A 15,968-nucleotide genomic window follows, 5' to 3' on the forward strand; every position below is an offset into this window, starting at 1 on the left:
TAACAACAGAGCATGTCGTGCGATACAAATTTAGTAGATAAGGAAATCTGAAATGAAGCAAGATAACATTGTGTCTGTCGCCAGTTTTGATTTGGACGAGGCGGATCTTTTTATTGAGCAAAACCCTGAAATCATTAGCATTGATCTAATTTTATTTGATATCAATGGTAAAGAGCGAGGTAAAAGAATCCCGATTTCGATGCTATCAAAAGTGTTTAAAAATGGCGTTTGTTTACCAGCATCAATATTTGCGCTCGATATTAAAGGTGAAACAGTTGAAGAAACAGGGTTAGGATTTTCACAAGGAGATGGTGATTTAGTCTGTAAAGTTGTACCTGGTACTATAAAAGTGATCCCATGGAAGGAAGGGGTAGGCCAGGCGGTCATAACCATGCAGAATGAAGACCAAAGCGATGGATTTTTTGCTGACCCTAGATCTGTGCTGATTAGCCAATTGAAATCACTAGAAACACTAGATTACTTTCCGTGTGTGGCTGTTGAGTATGAATTTTATCTTCAAGATTTGGAGTCTGACATTAATGGTAATCCACAGCCACCGCTAATGCCGAATAGTCAAACCCGAATGAGCGATCCGCAAGTTTACTCACTGGATGAATTGGATGAATTTAAAACGTTTATTGATGACATCATTCTAGCATGTGAAATACAGGGTATCCCAGCCACTAATATTTCCGCAGAATACGCTCCCGGCCAATTTGAAGTGAATTTAAAACACGATACCGACCCAGTAAAGGCCTGTGATGACGCATTACTTATGAAACGAGTGGTTCGCTCCATTGCTAAAAAGCACAATTTTGTAGCCAACTTTATGGCGAAGCCATACTCCGAACATTCCGGTAATGGATGTCATATACATACTAGTCTACTCAACCGTGCCGGTCGCAATGTGTTTTCCGATGACGCTGATTTATTTAGTCATGCTATAGCGGGAATTTTGGCGTATATGCCTGAAACAATGGCTGTTATTGCGCCAAATGCCAATTCTTATCGTCGTTTTCAACCGAATATGTTTGTGTCTATGCAACCTAACTGGGGATGGGATAATAGAACTGTTGCGCTTAGAGTTCCTTCTGATAGTGAGGAAAACCTAAGACTGGAGCATCGTATTGCGGGAGCTGACTGTAATCCGTATTTAGTGGTCAGTGTTATTCTCGCAACAATGAGAGAAGGGATCGAAAAATCAATGACGCCGCCCGAGCCGATTGCAGGGAATGCTTATGATCTCGCAGAAGAAAACCCTTTCCCACTATCTTGGCCTCAAGCATTGGAACGGTTTGAAACGAGTGAATTACTTAGGCGAAGTTTAACCTCCGAGTTCTGCCACGTATACCTTGAGAATAGGAAAAGTGAGCAGCTAGCGTTTGCAGCAAAAGTGAGCCCACTTGAATATCAATGGTATCAGTAAGTACATCGATAAATTTTCTCTTTTAGGCAATAAGGACGTTAAATAATGAAACAACAGCATGCACAATCTTATTATGCTCAAAGTGCCAACCAGAATTTTGATTTTCCAGAGCTTACAAACAACGAGCGGGTCGATGTTTGTGTGGTTGGTTCTGGAATTACAGGTGCTTCAGCTGCCTTAGAATTGGCGCAAAAAGGATTTAAGGTGATTGTCTTAGAAGCAGAGCGAGTCGGATGGGGAGCTTCAGGTCGTAGTGGAGGACAAGCACTATTAGGCTGGGGTTGTGAGCAAGATACCATTGAAAAGCTCGTCAATAAAGATGATGCCAAAAAGCTCTGGGACCTATCCATTGAAGCGTTAGCAGTGACGAAAGAAAATATAACGAAACATAATATTGAATGTGATTGGCGTGATGGTGCGGTTGTTTTGGGCGTCAAGGAACGCCACGATCGTGAACTTAAGCAATGGCATCAACAATTGGTTGAGCAGTACGGATATGAATCTTTAGAACTGTGGGACCAAAATAAAGTTAGAGAGAATATAGACAGTACGCGCTACACCTCTGGCGTGTTTGATTCAAATAGTGGCCATCTTCACCCACTAAATTATACGTTGGGTTTGGTAAAGGCAGCGAAAGACGCGGGCGTGCAATTTTTTGAAGGCAGTGCAGTTAGGAATATTCAACATGGAGAACCGGCCACTGTTATAACAGATAAGGGTCAGGTCGTGGCAGATCATGTCATTCTTGCCGGCAACGCGTATTTGAAGGGGGTGAGTTACCCGCTTGAATCCAAAGTGATGCCAGTTGGTACTTACATGTGTGCAACCGAACCTCTAGGTAAAGATGTTGCGCTGGGTTTGATGAAAAATCACATCGCGGCAAGTGATGTTAACTTTGTGCTTGATTACTTCCGTTGTTCGGGTGATTACAGAATGCTATTTGGAGGGAGAGTTAGTTACTCAGGTCTTGAACCTGCGAACTTGGAAGCAACAATGCGCAAAAGCATGGTCAATGTTTTCCCTCAGCTGAAACAGGCAAAAATTGAATCCGCTTGGGGAGGAAACGTGGCGGTTACGATCAACCGAGCTCCTCACTTTGGACGGTTGAAATCAAATGTATTTTACGCCCAAGGTTTTTCAGGTCATGGCATTGCAGCAACTGGGTTGGCGGGGCAATTAATGGCAGAAGCAGTAGCTGGAACGGCTAATCGAATCGATGTGTTCCAACAAATTCCTCACTTGCCTTTTGTTGGTGGAAGAGTGTTTAGAACCCCGCTTATGGTATTAGGGATGGCGTATTACCGTGTAAGGGATATGCTTTAGCACTAGTTTAAAGTAAGAAATAACTTGAAGGAGTTTATCAAGTCGGTGGTTATTCAGACATGAGTTTAGTTCTATCTCATAGATCAAGATGATAATCTTATCGAAACCCCGTGACGCATCGGTGACGCCTGCTACATCAAAAATGTACAATTTTGAGCTAATTTCGTAAACTTGGATAGAATTGTGTATTTTCGTAACATCTTGAAAATAAACAGAGATATAAATTGACAAAACCAGGTGTAACTACATGAATTATATTGGATTATACCTGTATGGCGTGCCATTTATTCCATAAAACCCCGATAGCTCAATGAGTTATCGGGGTTTTGTCGTTCTGGAGGCACCTCGGTGACGCCTGCGCTCAATAAAGACGCTTTTCCTTTCAGTATTTCCGCTTAATTATTGTCATGTTTTTGTTTTTTATACTGCTTCATTGTCATTGATAGAAATAAGGGAGTTCTATCTAAAGAACCATTTCCGTTTTGTTGTTCGAGACCATTAATTCTAACGGGCTATGTGTTCCAGCGAAGTGCTGCCCTAAAACATGGGTATAGATTTGCGTTGTAGAAACATCGCTAAGGTCAAATAGCTTGGATACATGGTTACGTTTTGTAGGGTTGTATTTGGTGCTTGTAGGGGTGAGGTTGTTAGCCTGATTCTACCTTTATTGGTGGATTTTCAATATATATTAAACATAGTTAGGCATTAAATACCTCAATAAGTAAATAAACTACCCATCTGAGTTGTTGCCTACTTTGACGCTGTCTGTAGATTGAATAATAAAGGAAATCCACACAAGGATGATTATGGATACGCTTTATTATTTAGCGATTCGAGCTAGCAGACTACTACTGGTATTTGTTGGTCTGTCGATTATTATTTTTTCTATCGCTCGACTCGTACCCGGTGATCCAGCGCGGATTACACTCGGTCCAATGGCAACACAGGAACAAGTGGCAGAGCTTCGGGAAAAAATGGGTCTAAATGACCCGCTGGTTAGCCAGTATGGGCAGTATATTAACCATATCTTCCATGGTGATATGGGAGAGTCAACGATGACAAGTCGTCCAGTTCTCACCGATATTCAGCAAGCTTTGCCTGCAACTCTCGAGTTAGTCATCGTTGCTGTATTGTTTACCGCTTGCCTCGGTATTCCATTGGGCTTATTTGCCGCTTATCGACCGAATGGTTGGTTCGATCAATTCTCTAGGATCGCTTCACTCATTGGAGTGGTTACTCCATCTTTTCTGTTAGCGATTATTTTACAGTTAATGGCCAGTGTTGGTTGGTTCAACCTTCCTGTAACAGAACGCATCTCCAGCGGTATTGACTTTACCGCTTCACATACCGGATTACTCCTGGTGGACTCGCTGATTAGTGGTCGTATTGATGCCTTTATAGACGCCTTATTACATATATTACTCCCGGCGATTGCTCTTTCGGCGGCTGGTATTGCCCAGGTTATGCGTATTACACGCTCTTCGATGATCGAATTCAGTCATCGAGATCACGTAGAAACACTTCGAGCCTGTGGTGTGTCACGGCCTTTAGTAAATTTTAAATACTTGTTGCGCCTAAGTGCTTCGGCACCGTTAACAATCTTAGGTCTTGAGTTTGCTTCACTAATTGGGAACGCTTTTGTGGTGGAAATGGTGTTTTCTTGGCCTGGAGTTGCAAGTTATGGAGTGCGCTCAATTTTGCACAAAGACTTTAATGCGGTGGTCGGCGTTGTGCTTGTCTCAGGTATCTTCTTCATTGTCGCTAATTTAGTTATCGACTTTATCATCGGTCTTGTCGATCCACGCGTAACGCAAAAAGGGAGGTAACAATTTATGCCAAATGTGGATTCTCGACTGCCTAACGGACTCAATGAATACTCTATGGAGTCTGCTACGAAACAATACTCAAATTTTGGGCGTGCATGGTACCGTTTCTCTCGAAATTATACCGCCGTTATCGGTTTAATTATTGTTCTTAGCGTTGTGCTTTTGGCGATATTTGCTCCAATGTTTTCTCCTTATCCAGAGCATGCGGGGAGCTTTGTTAACTTCAGAGCCAGGCATCTTGCACCGAGTATGGAATATTGGATGGGCACCGATAATGTTGGTAGAGATATTCTTAGCCGAGTGATCTTTGGTTACCGTATCTCGCTTACATTGGTTGTTGGTGTTCTTGCTATTTCCGTACCTGTTGGCGTACTTCTAGGGATTATTGCAGCGTATGCTGGTGGTTGGCTAGAGCAAGTGATCATGCGCTTGAATGATATGTTGCTGGCAGTACCACCGCTTGCGCTAGCTCTGGCGATTACCTCTATTCTCGAACCCAGTTTAATCAATGCAATGATTGCGATCTCTTTCCTTTGGTGGAATTGGCATTGTCGCCTTATTTACCGACTTGCCAAAAGCATTGTTACTGAAGACTTTATCGAAGCCGCTCGTCTGTCGGGAGCCTCTCACTGGCATATTATTACTAAGGAAATCCTACCAAACTGCATTGCTGCTATCAGCGTTAAAACAACTTTAGATGCTGGGTTTGTCATCTTATTTGGCGCAACTCTTAGCTTTCTTGGTCTTGGTGTTCAGCCTCCGACTCCGGATCTAGGAACCATGGTGTCAACTGGATCAAGTTATCTACCAGAATACTGGTGGGAAGCCATTATGCCTGGCCTAGCAATACTCTATGCCATCATTGGTTTTAACCTGCTTGGTGACGGTCTGCGTGATTTCTTCGATGTCGAGGTGTAATGGGATGAATTTAATTGAAGTTAACGATCTTAACCTTGCTTTTAAAGTCTATGGCGGCACACGTAAAGTGCTACATAACGTTTCACTAAGTATTGCCCCCGGGGAGCGGGTCGCATTAATTGGTGAATCTGGCTCCGGAAAAAGTGTCACCAGTAAGTTTTTGATTGGTACATTGAACTCCGAACACATCGTTGTCGAGAGTGGAGAGCTTCTGGTTGAAGGCAATGATGCCCTAGCGATGCAGGCATCCGAGCGAGAAGCCTTAAAAGGCTCTGTGATGTCAATGATTCAACAAGATCCCCAAACGTCTTTTAACCCAGTGTTTCGTATCGGGACTCATTTAAGCGATATTATGAGAGCAGGCGAAAAGCGCTTGGGACAAAAGAAAACCCAGCAAGAAAGAAAGCAACATATCTTCAAGGTATTAAGAAAGGTCAAACTTCTTGAACCTGAGCGAGTCTACAACGCTTATCCGTGGCAATTGTCTGGTGGTATGCGACAGCGTGTTTTAATCGCCATGGCGTTGCTGCATCCGACTCGATTACTCATTGCTGATGAGCCTGGAACAGCGCTCGATGTCACCACTCAAGATGAGATTATTAAGCTAATTAATCAGCTTGTTCGTGAGGAACAACTGGCACTTCTCATGATTACGCATAATTTAGGTGTTGTCAGAAAAACAGCCGATCGAGTGTATGTCATGCAGCATGGGCGAATTGTAGAGCAGGGAAATGTTTCGGATATTTTCTCTAATCCATCACACCCTTACACTCTTCGCTTATTTAACGCGGTACCTAAACTCTTTCAGGCGAGTGTTAACACTGACAATTTACCCGAACAACCTACATTGGTTCGATTAGTTGAAGTTGAAAAGCGTTTTATCACCAAGAAAAATTGGAGGGGTAAAGTTCAGTCGGAAGTCGTAGCGGTAAAGCCTCTCTCTCTCGATATTCGAAAAGGTGATACTTATGGAATTGCCGGAGAATCAGGATCGGGTAAAACCACCATTGCACGAATGATTATGGGGCTGATTGATGCCACCAGTGGTCGCATCATGATTGAGGAACAGCCACTTGAGATCTGGCGCAATGATAAACAAAACTGTCACAGTATTCAGATAGTGCATCAGAATCCGGCGGCATCGCTTAATCCTCGTCGTACAGTAGCTCAAACACTTGAAGTCCCACTCAAATATATTGCCCGAACAGTGGATCGAGAACGCGAGATTAATCGTCTCTTGGAGCTTGTCGAGCTTCCTGCCGAATACGCCCAAATGTATCCCTCTAGTCTATCTGGAGGTCAAAAGCAGAGGGTGGCGATTGCTCGAGCATTAGCGGCCAATCCCAAGATTTTAGTGCTCGATGAACCAACATCGGCTCTGGATGTGTCTGTGCAAAAAAACGTAATAGAACTATTGGAAAAACTCCAGACTGAGCTGGGACTTACCTACATTTTTATTTCTCATGATCTCAGTCTGATGAGAAATTTCTGTAACCGAGTCGCCATTATGTTTCGTGGCGAGTTTATCGAAGCCGGCACGGCGGATGATATTTTTAAACAGCCCACACACCTTTACACCAAGGCATTGATACGAGCAATACCTGTCATCAGCGATGAAGAAGAGCAACACAAACCCGCAATCAGTGATGAAGATGCGTTAAGTGTCCTTCAACAGGTATAAATTAAGGAGAAATGATGACAACCAATTACAGGATAGGGGTTGACGTTGGTGGTACAAACACCGACGCGGTGCTCATGGAACGCGATCAGGTCGTTGCCACAACAAAGCAACCTACATCTGAAGATGTTACAACCGGAATAGAAAATGCCTTAAGAGCAGTTCTTGATACTTCAGGTGTACCACACACTGATATTCAAGGCGTGATGATTGGTACCACACATTTTACTAATGCTGTTGTCGAGCGCAGGCATCTCACGCAAACAGCTGTTATTCGTATTTGTTTGCCAGCAACGCTTAGTGTTCCGCCCTTTTCGGACTGGCCAGCTGATATTCGCGAGATAATTGATGCTGGTAGTTATTTGGTAAATGGAGGTTATGAGTTTGATGGGCGAGAGATTAATCCGCTTGATGAAAATTACATCAAAGAGATAGCACTCGATCTACAAAGAAAATCGATTAAATCAGCGGTAATCAATAGTGTTTTCAGCCCGGTCAATGATGATGTCGAAAAACGTGCGGCTGAACTGTTAACTCATTATTACCCAGAATGTCGAGTGGTACTGGCAAGCGAAGTCGGGCGAATTGGATTGTTGGAGCGAGAAAACGCAGCCATTCTTAATGCCAGCTTATTATCTCTGAGTGAAAAAACGGTGACTGCATTTTCCTCGGCTCTTAAATCTTGTGGTCTTAACTGCCCGTTTTTTATCACACAAAATGACGGCACGCTGATGAATGCCGAATTTGTTAAACAGTTTCCAGTGCTTACTTTTGCTAGTGGACCGACTAACTCAATGCGTGGTGCTGTGTTCCTATCTGGAGAACAAGATGCCATTGTGGTTGATATTGGTGGCACCACTACCGATGTCGGTCTAGTACAGAACTCTTTTCCTCGTCAAGCGTCGATGAGTGTTGATGTCGGTGGCATCCGAACCAATTTCAGAATGCCAGATATGGTTTCGGTGGGCTTAGGGGGCGGCAGTTGCGTTGAATTTAGCCAAAATCTTTCTGGAACAATAGCAAAAGTAGGACCGAAAAGTGTCGGCTATCGGATTGCTGAAGAAGCTCTGGTTTTTGGAGGTACACAAATCACCGCTACTGATATTGCTGTATGTGCTGGACGGGCAGAGGTTGGAAACCCGGCTTTGGTTGATTCAATAGCGTCTTCATTGATCGCTTCTGCCTTAAAAGAGATTGACCAAACCATATTAGAAACCGTTGAAAAAAATCGGCTTTCTTCAGCCCAAATCCCCGTGATTGTCGTGGGCGGTGGTTCCATACTCACACCGAATCAAATTGGTTCCCTAAAGGTTATTAAACCAAACCACTATGCTGTCGCCAACGCTGTCGGAGCCGCTATTGCACAAGTGAGTGGTGAGGTTGACAAAATATACAGCTTGTCTGATATCAGTCGCAGCGACGCCATTGCCGATGCCATATCTATTGCAACAGATAAAGCAGTGCAAGCAGGAGCTTTGGTCTCATCGATTACGGTCGTTGATCAGGAAGATGTGCCCCTCGCTTACCTGCCAGGAAATGCAACACGTATACACATAAAAGTCGTTGGCGATCTGGAGTTTTAACATGATTGAATTAACAAGAGATGATATTGAAGCGATAGAAATTGGTGCTGCAATACTCGGTACAGGTGGGGGAGGTAATCCCTATTACGGTAAGCTGCACACGCTGGCAGAAATGGAAAAAGGTGGCAGAGTTCAGTTGATCGGATTGAATGAACTGGATGATGAAGCTTTGGTTGTCTCTGTGGGCAACATTGGAGCTCCAGCGGTTTCCATGGAAAAGATCTGTGAAGGAAATGAAATTGTTCGAGCTATTTATGCTCTTGAAGAAAATATAGGTAAAAAAATTGACGCCATTATTCCCGTTGAAATCGGTGGTGCCAACGGGATACGTCCTGCCGCTATTGCTGCAATTATGGGGCTACCGTTAGTTGATGGCGATGGTATGGGACGTGCTTTTCCTGAAATGCAAATGACCAGTTTTAGCATTTACGGACATTGCAGTGCGCCCTCCGCAATGTCTGATGCTCACGGTAATACCGTTATCTTTGAGAACCTGAAAGATGAGTTTTGGCTTGAAAGGTTAGCGCGTGCTTGTGTGGTTCAGATGGGGGCTTCTGCTGGTATGGTTGAAGCCCCAATGAAAGGCAGTTTTGTCAAACAATTCGCGATTCCAAGTACCGTTACTCAAGCTAAAAACCTTGGTTTAGCGGTAATAAACGCCCACAAAGAAAAATTAAACCCGATTGAAGAAATCTGTCGTCAGGAAAATGGGCAGGTTCTTTTTGAAGGAAAAATCATCGATTTGGAACGAAAAATGTCTGCAGGATTTACACGCGGAACATTGCAAGTTGAAGGAAGTGGTCGTTATATCGAACAAACGGCCAGCGTGGATATCCAAAATGAGAATCTGATTCTCAAAATTGATCAAGCAGTTGCATGTAGTGTGCCCGATCTCATCATCATTCTTGATATAGAAACAGGACACGCCATTACTACTGAGGTGTTGCGCTATGGTCAGAAAATCGCTGTGCTCGCAATTCCTTGTCATCCACTTCTTCGGTCAGAACGCGCACTGAAAATTATTGGCCCGGCAGCCTTTGGCTATCAGGACATTGACTACGTACCATTCAATCAAGACTAAAAGGATTTATGTTATGAAATTAAAAGCAATTGCTGCGCTTACTTCAGCGTTACTTTCCACAGCACCCGCATTGGCGGAAAGCTATGATGACTTGACGGCGACTATGAATGTCATTCAAGTCGTAGGGAGTATTGATCCTGCGAAGGTTACGGACTACACGGAATATTTAATGGCGGTCAATCTGTATGATGGACTTACCACTGCCGATACGAAAGGGAACATTGTCCCAAGTTTGGCCAAAAGTTGGGATATTACACCTGATGGAAAAACATTCACATTTTATCTTGCCGATGATGCTAAGTTTCAAGATGGCTCGATAGTTAACGCAAAAGACGTCGTGTATTCGGTTAAGCGCTTGCTATCAATTAATGAAGGACCAGCGGGTTTTATCCAGTCTGATTTGGACGCAGACGGGGTACGTGCTATCGATGATAAAACCGTTGTATTTAACTTAAAACAACCGTCATCCGCGTTTCTTGCAATGACACCACTTTTGTTCGTTATTAACTCGGATATAGCGATGGAGCAAGGTGAAAGTGATGACTGGGCACAAGAGTTCATTGCCTCTAATCCTGTTGGTTCTGGGCCATATGTATTGGACGACTGGCAGCGTGGCAGTCGCATTATGATGACACGTAACCGTGACTACTTTAAAGGTTTTAAGCCAAACCCTATTGAAACTGTTCGAATTCTGGTCACCAAAGATGAATCAACGGTTAAGGCACTGGCAAACAAAGGTGAGCTCGATATCAGCAGTATCTATCAAGCCAATGAAACATTGACAGCGCTCGGTAAGTTGGACAACTATCGAATTCAAAACCTTGGCACGGCGACAGGGTATTACATTAAGTATAATAACCAACTTCCACCAACGGATGACGTGAATATCCGCAAAGCGATCTCTTTGGCGATCGATTATGATTTGATTAATGAAGAGTTGCATCCTGGCGAATCAATGGCTGGCCCACTTGCATCGTTGTTTAAAGATGCATTCTTAGATACCTTGGAACCGCCAAAGTTAGATCTAGAAAAAGCCGCTGAATACGTTAAGAAATCCAAATATGCAGGAAAACCGATTCCACTGACACTTGGTTACGTAGCCGGTCCTGCTTACGAAGAAGAAATTGCATTAATGATGCAGGCAAACTTGCAAGCAATCGGCTTTAAACCAACACTACAAGCTGATCCGTGGAGCCGAGTAACGGAGATTGCTGCGAAACCAGAAACCACACCACACGTAAACCAAATTTTCTTTGGGCCGACGTATTCGTCTCCTCAATCCGTATTCTTCAATCAGTACTCTTCAAAATCAGCAGGATCATGGGCTTCAATGTCATGGTTAAATGATCAACAAGTCGATGACATGATCGATGCTGCGGGTACCGAATTGGATGCGACGAAGCGTAATGAGATCTATAAGTCGCTGCAACAATATATTGTCGATAATCAAGTTGATTCATTCTTACAAACCACTCGTTATCGGATGGCGGTAAATACGTGTTTGAGTGATTTGAAATTTATTCCAATCCAGAGCTTCTTTTATGATTTCTCTAACTTAAATTGGACATGTCGACCAGCAGGCCGTTAATGCCATTCTGCCATAGTGGGGATTCCCACTATGGCAGAAATGAATACGTATTTTTTCCTTAAGAATAGTTATCCAATCTGAAGCATCTCCATATTTCGATGCATCCCTTGGTTTGTGAAACTTAGCGGATCCAGCCTTTCTGGTTCGCCAATTGAACTAGCGATTGGCGACTTTCTAAATCAAATCTTTTAAATAAGTTCTTTAAATGAAACTTAACAGTATTTTCTGATAGTCCAGTGTATTGAGCAATCTGCTTATTGGAAAGCCCCTCGCCAAGCCTCTGCACAATCAATAACTGCTTTGCTGTTAACTCGTCGGTATTGGTACTTCTCGGGCTTTGTTGGCTCTTTTCTGTCCAGATTAAAAGTGTGCGTTCGTAATGAGTATGACGAATACGGTTTTTTGCGCTGCTCTTGACCTTTTTCACTGCCTGATTTAACCACTCCATTTCAAAGAGTAGTGGGAGCCAAAGATCTAATTCGTTAGCTCGCTGAAACAGTGACAATAATCGAGGAGCTAAGAGCGTATATTCTTGATTAAACCAGAGCAGTTTAAGGTCTTGAAGCGCATAACAGACATCTGTCCATGGAGTATCTTTATATTGAACAGGAAGGAAGGTTTGGTGTTTTCGACTTCTATGAATACATATGAGTCCGACCTCATTGCGCCGAGACATCCAACGATAGAGATCGAGAACCGATCCCGTTATGTTCCCATCTTTGGTTTCTATTGATGTCAGTTTATGCTCAGCTTCCACCCAACGTTGTTGTTGCTGCAGAATCAAAACCGCCAATAGATTAAAATAAATATTGCCTTGTTCATCAGAGAAGTATATTCGATACTCATAATGCAGTTGATCGAGTAGCGACGTTGCTTGTTCTGTTTCGTTGGCAATAAGGTGACAACTAATACCATAAAAATGAAACTGAGTAAGGAACTCTGGCCACACCTCGGAGTGCTTTCTTAAAATCCCGACTTTGTCCCACAGCTTGTAGGCCAATTTAATATCTCCTTTAAGTAAAGCCAGCATTCCATCAATAAGATCAATGAAATTCCGTTCAAAACTTAAAGACTGGTAGTAACCAATTCTTGTAATGTTCTTTTTAGCTTTTAAGACATGTTGTTCAGCAATCTCGATGAATCCCATTCTCAAATTGATGCGAGCCAGATTAAAATGACTGTAAAACTTGAGATAAGGCACGTTGCATTTGGTCGCAAGATCCAGTTCTTTTTGTTGATACACAGCCGCTTGAAACCAGTTTCCCAGATTGCTGTAGTTGATTGAAACCATTCCATAGTAGATCATCATTGCATCGGGATCAGATGCGAGTATGAATTCCAATTTCAGGAGCTTATTTACTCTTATTTCGTGAGGATCCGAAGTAAAGTAGGCTTCATATTTTCCTTGAATAAGCGTCGCTACCGCTTGGTCTTGTTTATTTCGCGTATATCTTTGATCGGAAAGGTTTAGCCTTTCAATGAATTCTCTTGCTTCTAAAAGTCGTTGATTTTTAAGAAAGTAAATAGTTTTTGCTAAGCTAAGGTGAAGGTTGCTTTCGATAATTTCCTCAGGGAAGCAATCCAGAAGCTGCTCTAGCTCTCCAAAGCTATGACGATAGCCATACATTCCGCCACCACTTTTTTTAAACCACTTAATCGCAAGATCTAGATTATTGGTTTCAATCGCCGTTTTAATCGCAATTAAATGATTATTCATATAAAAATGGTTTTTTGCCACAAGTCGCATTGTTTCCTGATAAACCCGAGGATCGGCTTTTGCGATATCGATTAGGGTCTGCTTTAAATACGGAATGCCCAAAACGAATTGGCTGTTTTTTTCCAGAATTATTAGGGGAGCCAGCACTTCGATATGGGTCTTTTCAACGTTGACCTGCGCTAAGGGAATAGCCGAACAAAAAGCTAATGCTATAAGGAGTCGCTGCTCATGATAGGGAAGCGTAGGGAGGATCCTTGCTTTGACATATTCTTGTAGTGACTCTTTGTATCTTTCGCTACCCAGTTCAGCCCAATTGGATACTAATACTGGCCAACCTTTAGTGTGTAAATAAATGGTAGAAGATTCGCTCGGGTATAGTGTCGAGATTTCTTGCTCGGAAAACATTAATTCAGACTGGTCAATGATCGCGAGTTTTCCGTACAACAACGCTTGGGATAATATTTTATTGTTGCCCACCCAACTGGCGCTAATAAATAAGGTTTGTTCTCTGATTTCTAATTCTTCACAGAGCTGTAAAACTTGATCCAAGTGTTGATAGAACCCTCGTCCAACAGGATCCCAAATTAGGTGCGCATTATCACCATGTTCACCAGGGCTAGGTAAAACTTTACTCACATCACAGCCCAGATATTTGGCTAATTGACGTAATACTACCGATTTTCCACTGCCCGGTAATCCATTGAGAATCACTATTGGAGCGTTAAGAGAAGTAAGTGTATGAAGTAAGGGAAGTCTCTCGATCATGGGCCAAGCGCGAGGTTATGTACGATACTCACTAAGTTATCATAAATTACACGCCATTAACTGAAATTGATTGTTGCGGTCACGCGACGCTAGTTTTTGCATATGTGCTGGCTAACGAATTTGGGCTTGAGTAAGACGCCGAGCTTTAAAAATCCGTTATCGTTTTGTTGTTAGAGACCATTAAGTCTAACGGGCTGTGTGTTCCAGCGAAGTGCTGCCCTAAAACATGGGTATAGATTTGCGTTGTAGACACATCGCTATGGCCTAACAACTCTTGCACAGTGCGGATGTCCTGACCTGATTTTAATAGTTCAGTGGCGAAACTGTGACGAAAGGTATGACAAGTAATTCTCTTATCTTGTAGGCCACAGTTGAACACAGCTTTTTTCAATGCCTTACGTGGTGCTGAGTCGTGAAGATGATGGCGGCATAATTGCTTCGCTACAGGATGAGGGCTGATGGATTGTGATGGAAATAAAAACATCCATGCACTTTGACGATAGGCGTTCGGATATTTTCGATGAAGAGCAAAAGGAAGTGAAGGGCCAATACCTTGTTTATTGTCGGAGATTTGAATTCGCGTGGCGCACTCAATAGTGTGTTGAATGGGATCAATCAAAGATGGACTAAGCAACGTCGTTCGATCTTTGTTTCCTTTGCCGTTATTAACAACTATGCATTTGTGATTAAAGTCGATGTCTTGTACACGCAACCGTAAACATTCATTAATACGAAGGCCTGATCCGTAGAGCAAAGAAAAAATGAGCTTGTATTGCCCGCTTAGTTGATTAAGTAGCAATTGAACTTCTTGCGATGATAATACTATGGGTATCTTTTTATGTTTTTTGGCGTGTGAAAAACCAAGTTCACCAAACGGAAGGTTTAGATGTTTATTGTATAAATACGCTAAGGCGTTTAGTGCAACTTTCTGAGTATTAACCGCGACATACCGTTCATTTGCTAAGAAGGATAAAAATTCAGTCACTTCTTTCTTTCCCATTTCGGTGGGATGGCGAAGTTTATGGTGTCTTATATAAAATTTGATCCAATAGAGGTAGGCCTTCTCGGTTTTAAGGCTGTAACCCCTTAGACGAATACCTTGCCTGAGTTCTTCTATAAATTTGCTTGCCATATGAATCGCTCAATAATGTGTTTTTATACAGCTTATTGGAAGGCGAGGTGGAATTTGAATGAATAAAGTGTGTTTTTGTCGTTGAAGTTGGCTCGTTTTTCTAGAGAAAAAATGAGAAACATGTTACATATTATTAGGTTAAGTATGAGCACCATTGGGATAACGTGCCAAAATTGAAAGATGTTTTATGTTGGCTCGTTTTTTTAGTACTAAATTGGTGAAGTATTAATATTTATCCAATATAAAACAGTAGCTTGTTGGTTTTTTTTGGCTATAAAGTTAGCCTGTAAAAACGAGCCGGCATATTATTAAAAATGTTATGTTTCATGGAGGAAAACTTGAAAGCTCTATCAGTAGTTGAGCCGTGGGGAACAATGATCGCCAATGGATTAAAGTCATTGGAAATTAGATCATGGAGTCCAGAACTACTACCAATGCTAAATGTTGCTTTGGTTCAAAATAACACACGTCTAACGAAATACGGTGACGAAGATGTTGATGGTCGAGTTGTGGCTATTGTTGATATTGTCTCAAGTGAACCATGGGTAAAAGAGGACTGCAAACATTCAGGCTGTGATGAGTCAGAGTTTGAAGAGGGCTGGTTGGCATGGAAGTTAAAAAATATCAGAAAGCTAGATAACCCAGTGAGTGCAATAGCAAAACGTAAATTCTACGATTTGACAGATTCTGAGGATATTGCCGTCAAACGTGAGTTAGAAACATAACAAATTGTTCAAGAGTGATTCGGCACGCGTGGCATTTTTACTATGCGTTGGTTTTAGTGGTTAAGGTGTTATGCGGGAGCTTGGGTATTGCGTGCCTCACACCTTAACAAGGCGTTATAAGGTACAAATAATGCGTAGGTTAAGCTTCCAGCGTCCAAATGCAAAAGTCAGAAATCCTAATAGACATATCCGTTCTTTAAAAAAAT

At 42.5% G+C, this 15,968-nt stretch carries 11 protein-coding genes; 9 read left to right on the forward strand and 2 right to left on the reverse strand.

What is annotated here, in order from left to right; translation table 11 throughout:
• The first annotated feature begins 52 nt into the window (after window positions 1-52).
• The 8 genes from ACXJY6_RS19330 (at window position 53) to ACXJY6_RS19365 (ending at window position 11,423) form a co-directional block, all read left to right on the forward strand.
• Window positions 53-1,426: a glutamine synthetase family protein gene (locus ACXJY6_RS19330; RefSeq protein WP_458769340.1), complete on the forward strand. Its 1,374-nt coding sequence runs from the start codon at window positions 53-55 to the stop codon at window positions 1,424-1,426.
• A gap of 45 nt (window positions 1,427-1,471) precedes the next feature.
• On the forward strand, window positions 1,472-2,749 hold the full coding sequence (locus ACXJY6_RS19335) for an NAD(P)/FAD-dependent oxidoreductase (RefSeq protein ID WP_458769341.1): 1,278 nt from the start codon (window positions 1,472-1,474) through the stop codon (window positions 2,747-2,749).
• 806 nt (window positions 2,750-3,555) lie between these two features.
• Window positions 3,556-4,575 (forward strand): ABC transporter permease, encoded by a 1,020-nt coding sequence (locus ACXJY6_RS19340; RefSeq protein WP_458769342.1) that lies wholly within the window; start codon window positions 3,556-3,558, stop codon window positions 4,573-4,575.
• 6 nt (window positions 4,576-4,581) lie between these two features.
• Window positions 4,582-5,493, forward strand: a complete 912-nt coding sequence (locus ACXJY6_RS19345; RefSeq protein WP_458769343.1) for an ABC transporter permease — start codon at window positions 4,582-4,584, stop codon at window positions 5,491-5,493.
• A gap of 4 nt (window positions 5,494-5,497) precedes the next feature.
• Entirely contained in the window at window positions 5,498-7,174 is a 1,677-nt protein-coding gene (locus ACXJY6_RS19350; protein WP_458769344.1) for a dipeptide ABC transporter ATP-binding protein, read from the forward strand.
• Between the two features lie 14 nt (window positions 7,175-7,188).
• Window positions 7,189-8,754: a hydantoinase/oxoprolinase N-terminal domain-containing protein gene (locus tag ACXJY6_RS19355; RefSeq protein ID WP_458769345.1), complete on the forward strand. Its 1,566-nt coding sequence runs from the start codon at window positions 7,189-7,191 to the stop codon at window positions 8,752-8,754.
• A 1-nt stretch (window position 8,755) separates the two neighbouring features.
• Window positions 8,756-9,835 carry an S-methyl thiohydantoin desulfurase family protein gene (locus ACXJY6_RS19360; RefSeq protein WP_458769346.1) on the forward strand — a complete coding sequence of 360 codons (1,080 nt, stop codon included), beginning with the start codon at window positions 8,756-8,758 and terminating at the stop codon, window positions 9,833-9,835.
• 13 nt (window positions 9,836-9,848) lie between these two features.
• Window positions 9,849-11,423 (forward strand): ABC transporter substrate-binding protein, encoded by a 1,575-nt coding sequence (locus ACXJY6_RS19365; RefSeq protein ID WP_458769347.1) that lies wholly within the window; start codon window positions 9,849-9,851, stop codon window positions 11,421-11,423.
• A 121-nt stretch (window positions 11,424-11,544) separates the two neighbouring features.
• Here ACXJY6_RS19365 and ACXJY6_RS19370 read toward each other — a convergent pair whose 3' ends face one another.
• Window positions 11,545-13,905 (reverse strand): response regulator transcription factor, encoded by a 2,361-nt coding sequence (locus tag ACXJY6_RS19370; RefSeq protein WP_458769348.1) that lies wholly within the window; start codon window positions 13,903-13,905, stop codon window positions 11,545-11,547.
• Window positions 13,906-14,050: 145 nt separating this feature from the next.
• On the reverse strand, window positions 14,051-15,037 hold the full coding sequence (locus ACXJY6_RS19375; protein ID WP_458769349.1) for an integron integrase: 987 nt from the start codon (window positions 15,035-15,037) through the stop codon (window positions 14,051-14,053).
• A 338-nt stretch (window positions 15,038-15,375) separates the two neighbouring features.
• On the opposite strand from ACXJY6_RS19375, the gene ACXJY6_RS19380 reads away from it, so the two are divergent.
• Complete coding sequence (locus ACXJY6_RS19380) at window positions 15,376-15,762, forward strand: ASCH domain-containing protein (RefSeq protein ID WP_456050138.1); 387 nt, start codon at window positions 15,376-15,378, stop codon at window positions 15,760-15,762.
• Window positions 15,763-15,968: the final 206 nt, after the last annotated feature.

The sequence above is a fragment of the Vibrio phycocola genome (genome assembly GCF_054404255.1).

Bases quoted from the DNA above. Each gene is read 5' to 3' on its own strand.
- ACXJY6_RS19330 (WP_458769340.1), top strand. From the start codon at position 53: ATGAAGCAAGATAACATTGTGTCTGTCGCCAGTTTTGATTTGGACGAG.
- ACXJY6_RS19335 (WP_458769341.1), top strand. From the start codon at position 1,472: ATGAAACAACAGCATGCACAATCTTATTATGCTCAAAGTGCCAACCAG.
- ACXJY6_RS19340 (WP_458769342.1), top strand. From the start codon at position 3,556: ATGGATACGCTTTATTATTTAGCGATTCGAGCTAGCAGACTACTACTG.
- ACXJY6_RS19345 (WP_458769343.1), top strand. From the start codon at position 4,582: ATGCCAAATGTGGATTCTCGACTGCCTAACGGACTCAATGAATACTCT.
- ACXJY6_RS19350 (WP_458769344.1), top strand. From the start codon at position 5,498: ATGAATTTAATTGAAGTTAACGATCTTAACCTTGCTTTTAAAGTCTAT.
- ACXJY6_RS19355 (WP_458769345.1), top strand. From the start codon at position 7,189: ATGACAACCAATTACAGGATAGGGGTTGACGTTGGTGGTACAAACACC.
- ACXJY6_RS19360 (WP_458769346.1), top strand. From the start codon at position 8,756: ATGATTGAATTAACAAGAGATGATATTGAAGCGATAGAAATTGGTGCT.
- ACXJY6_RS19365 (WP_458769347.1), top strand. From the start codon at position 9,849: ATGAAATTAAAAGCAATTGCTGCGCTTACTTCAGCGTTACTTTCCACA.
- ACXJY6_RS19370 (WP_458769348.1), bottom strand. From the start codon at position 13,905: ATGATCGAGAGACTTCCCTTACTTCATACACTTACTTCTCTTAACGCT.
- ACXJY6_RS19375 (WP_458769349.1), bottom strand. From the start codon at position 15,037: ATGGCAAGCAAATTTATAGAAGAACTCAGGCAAGGTATTCGTCTAAGG.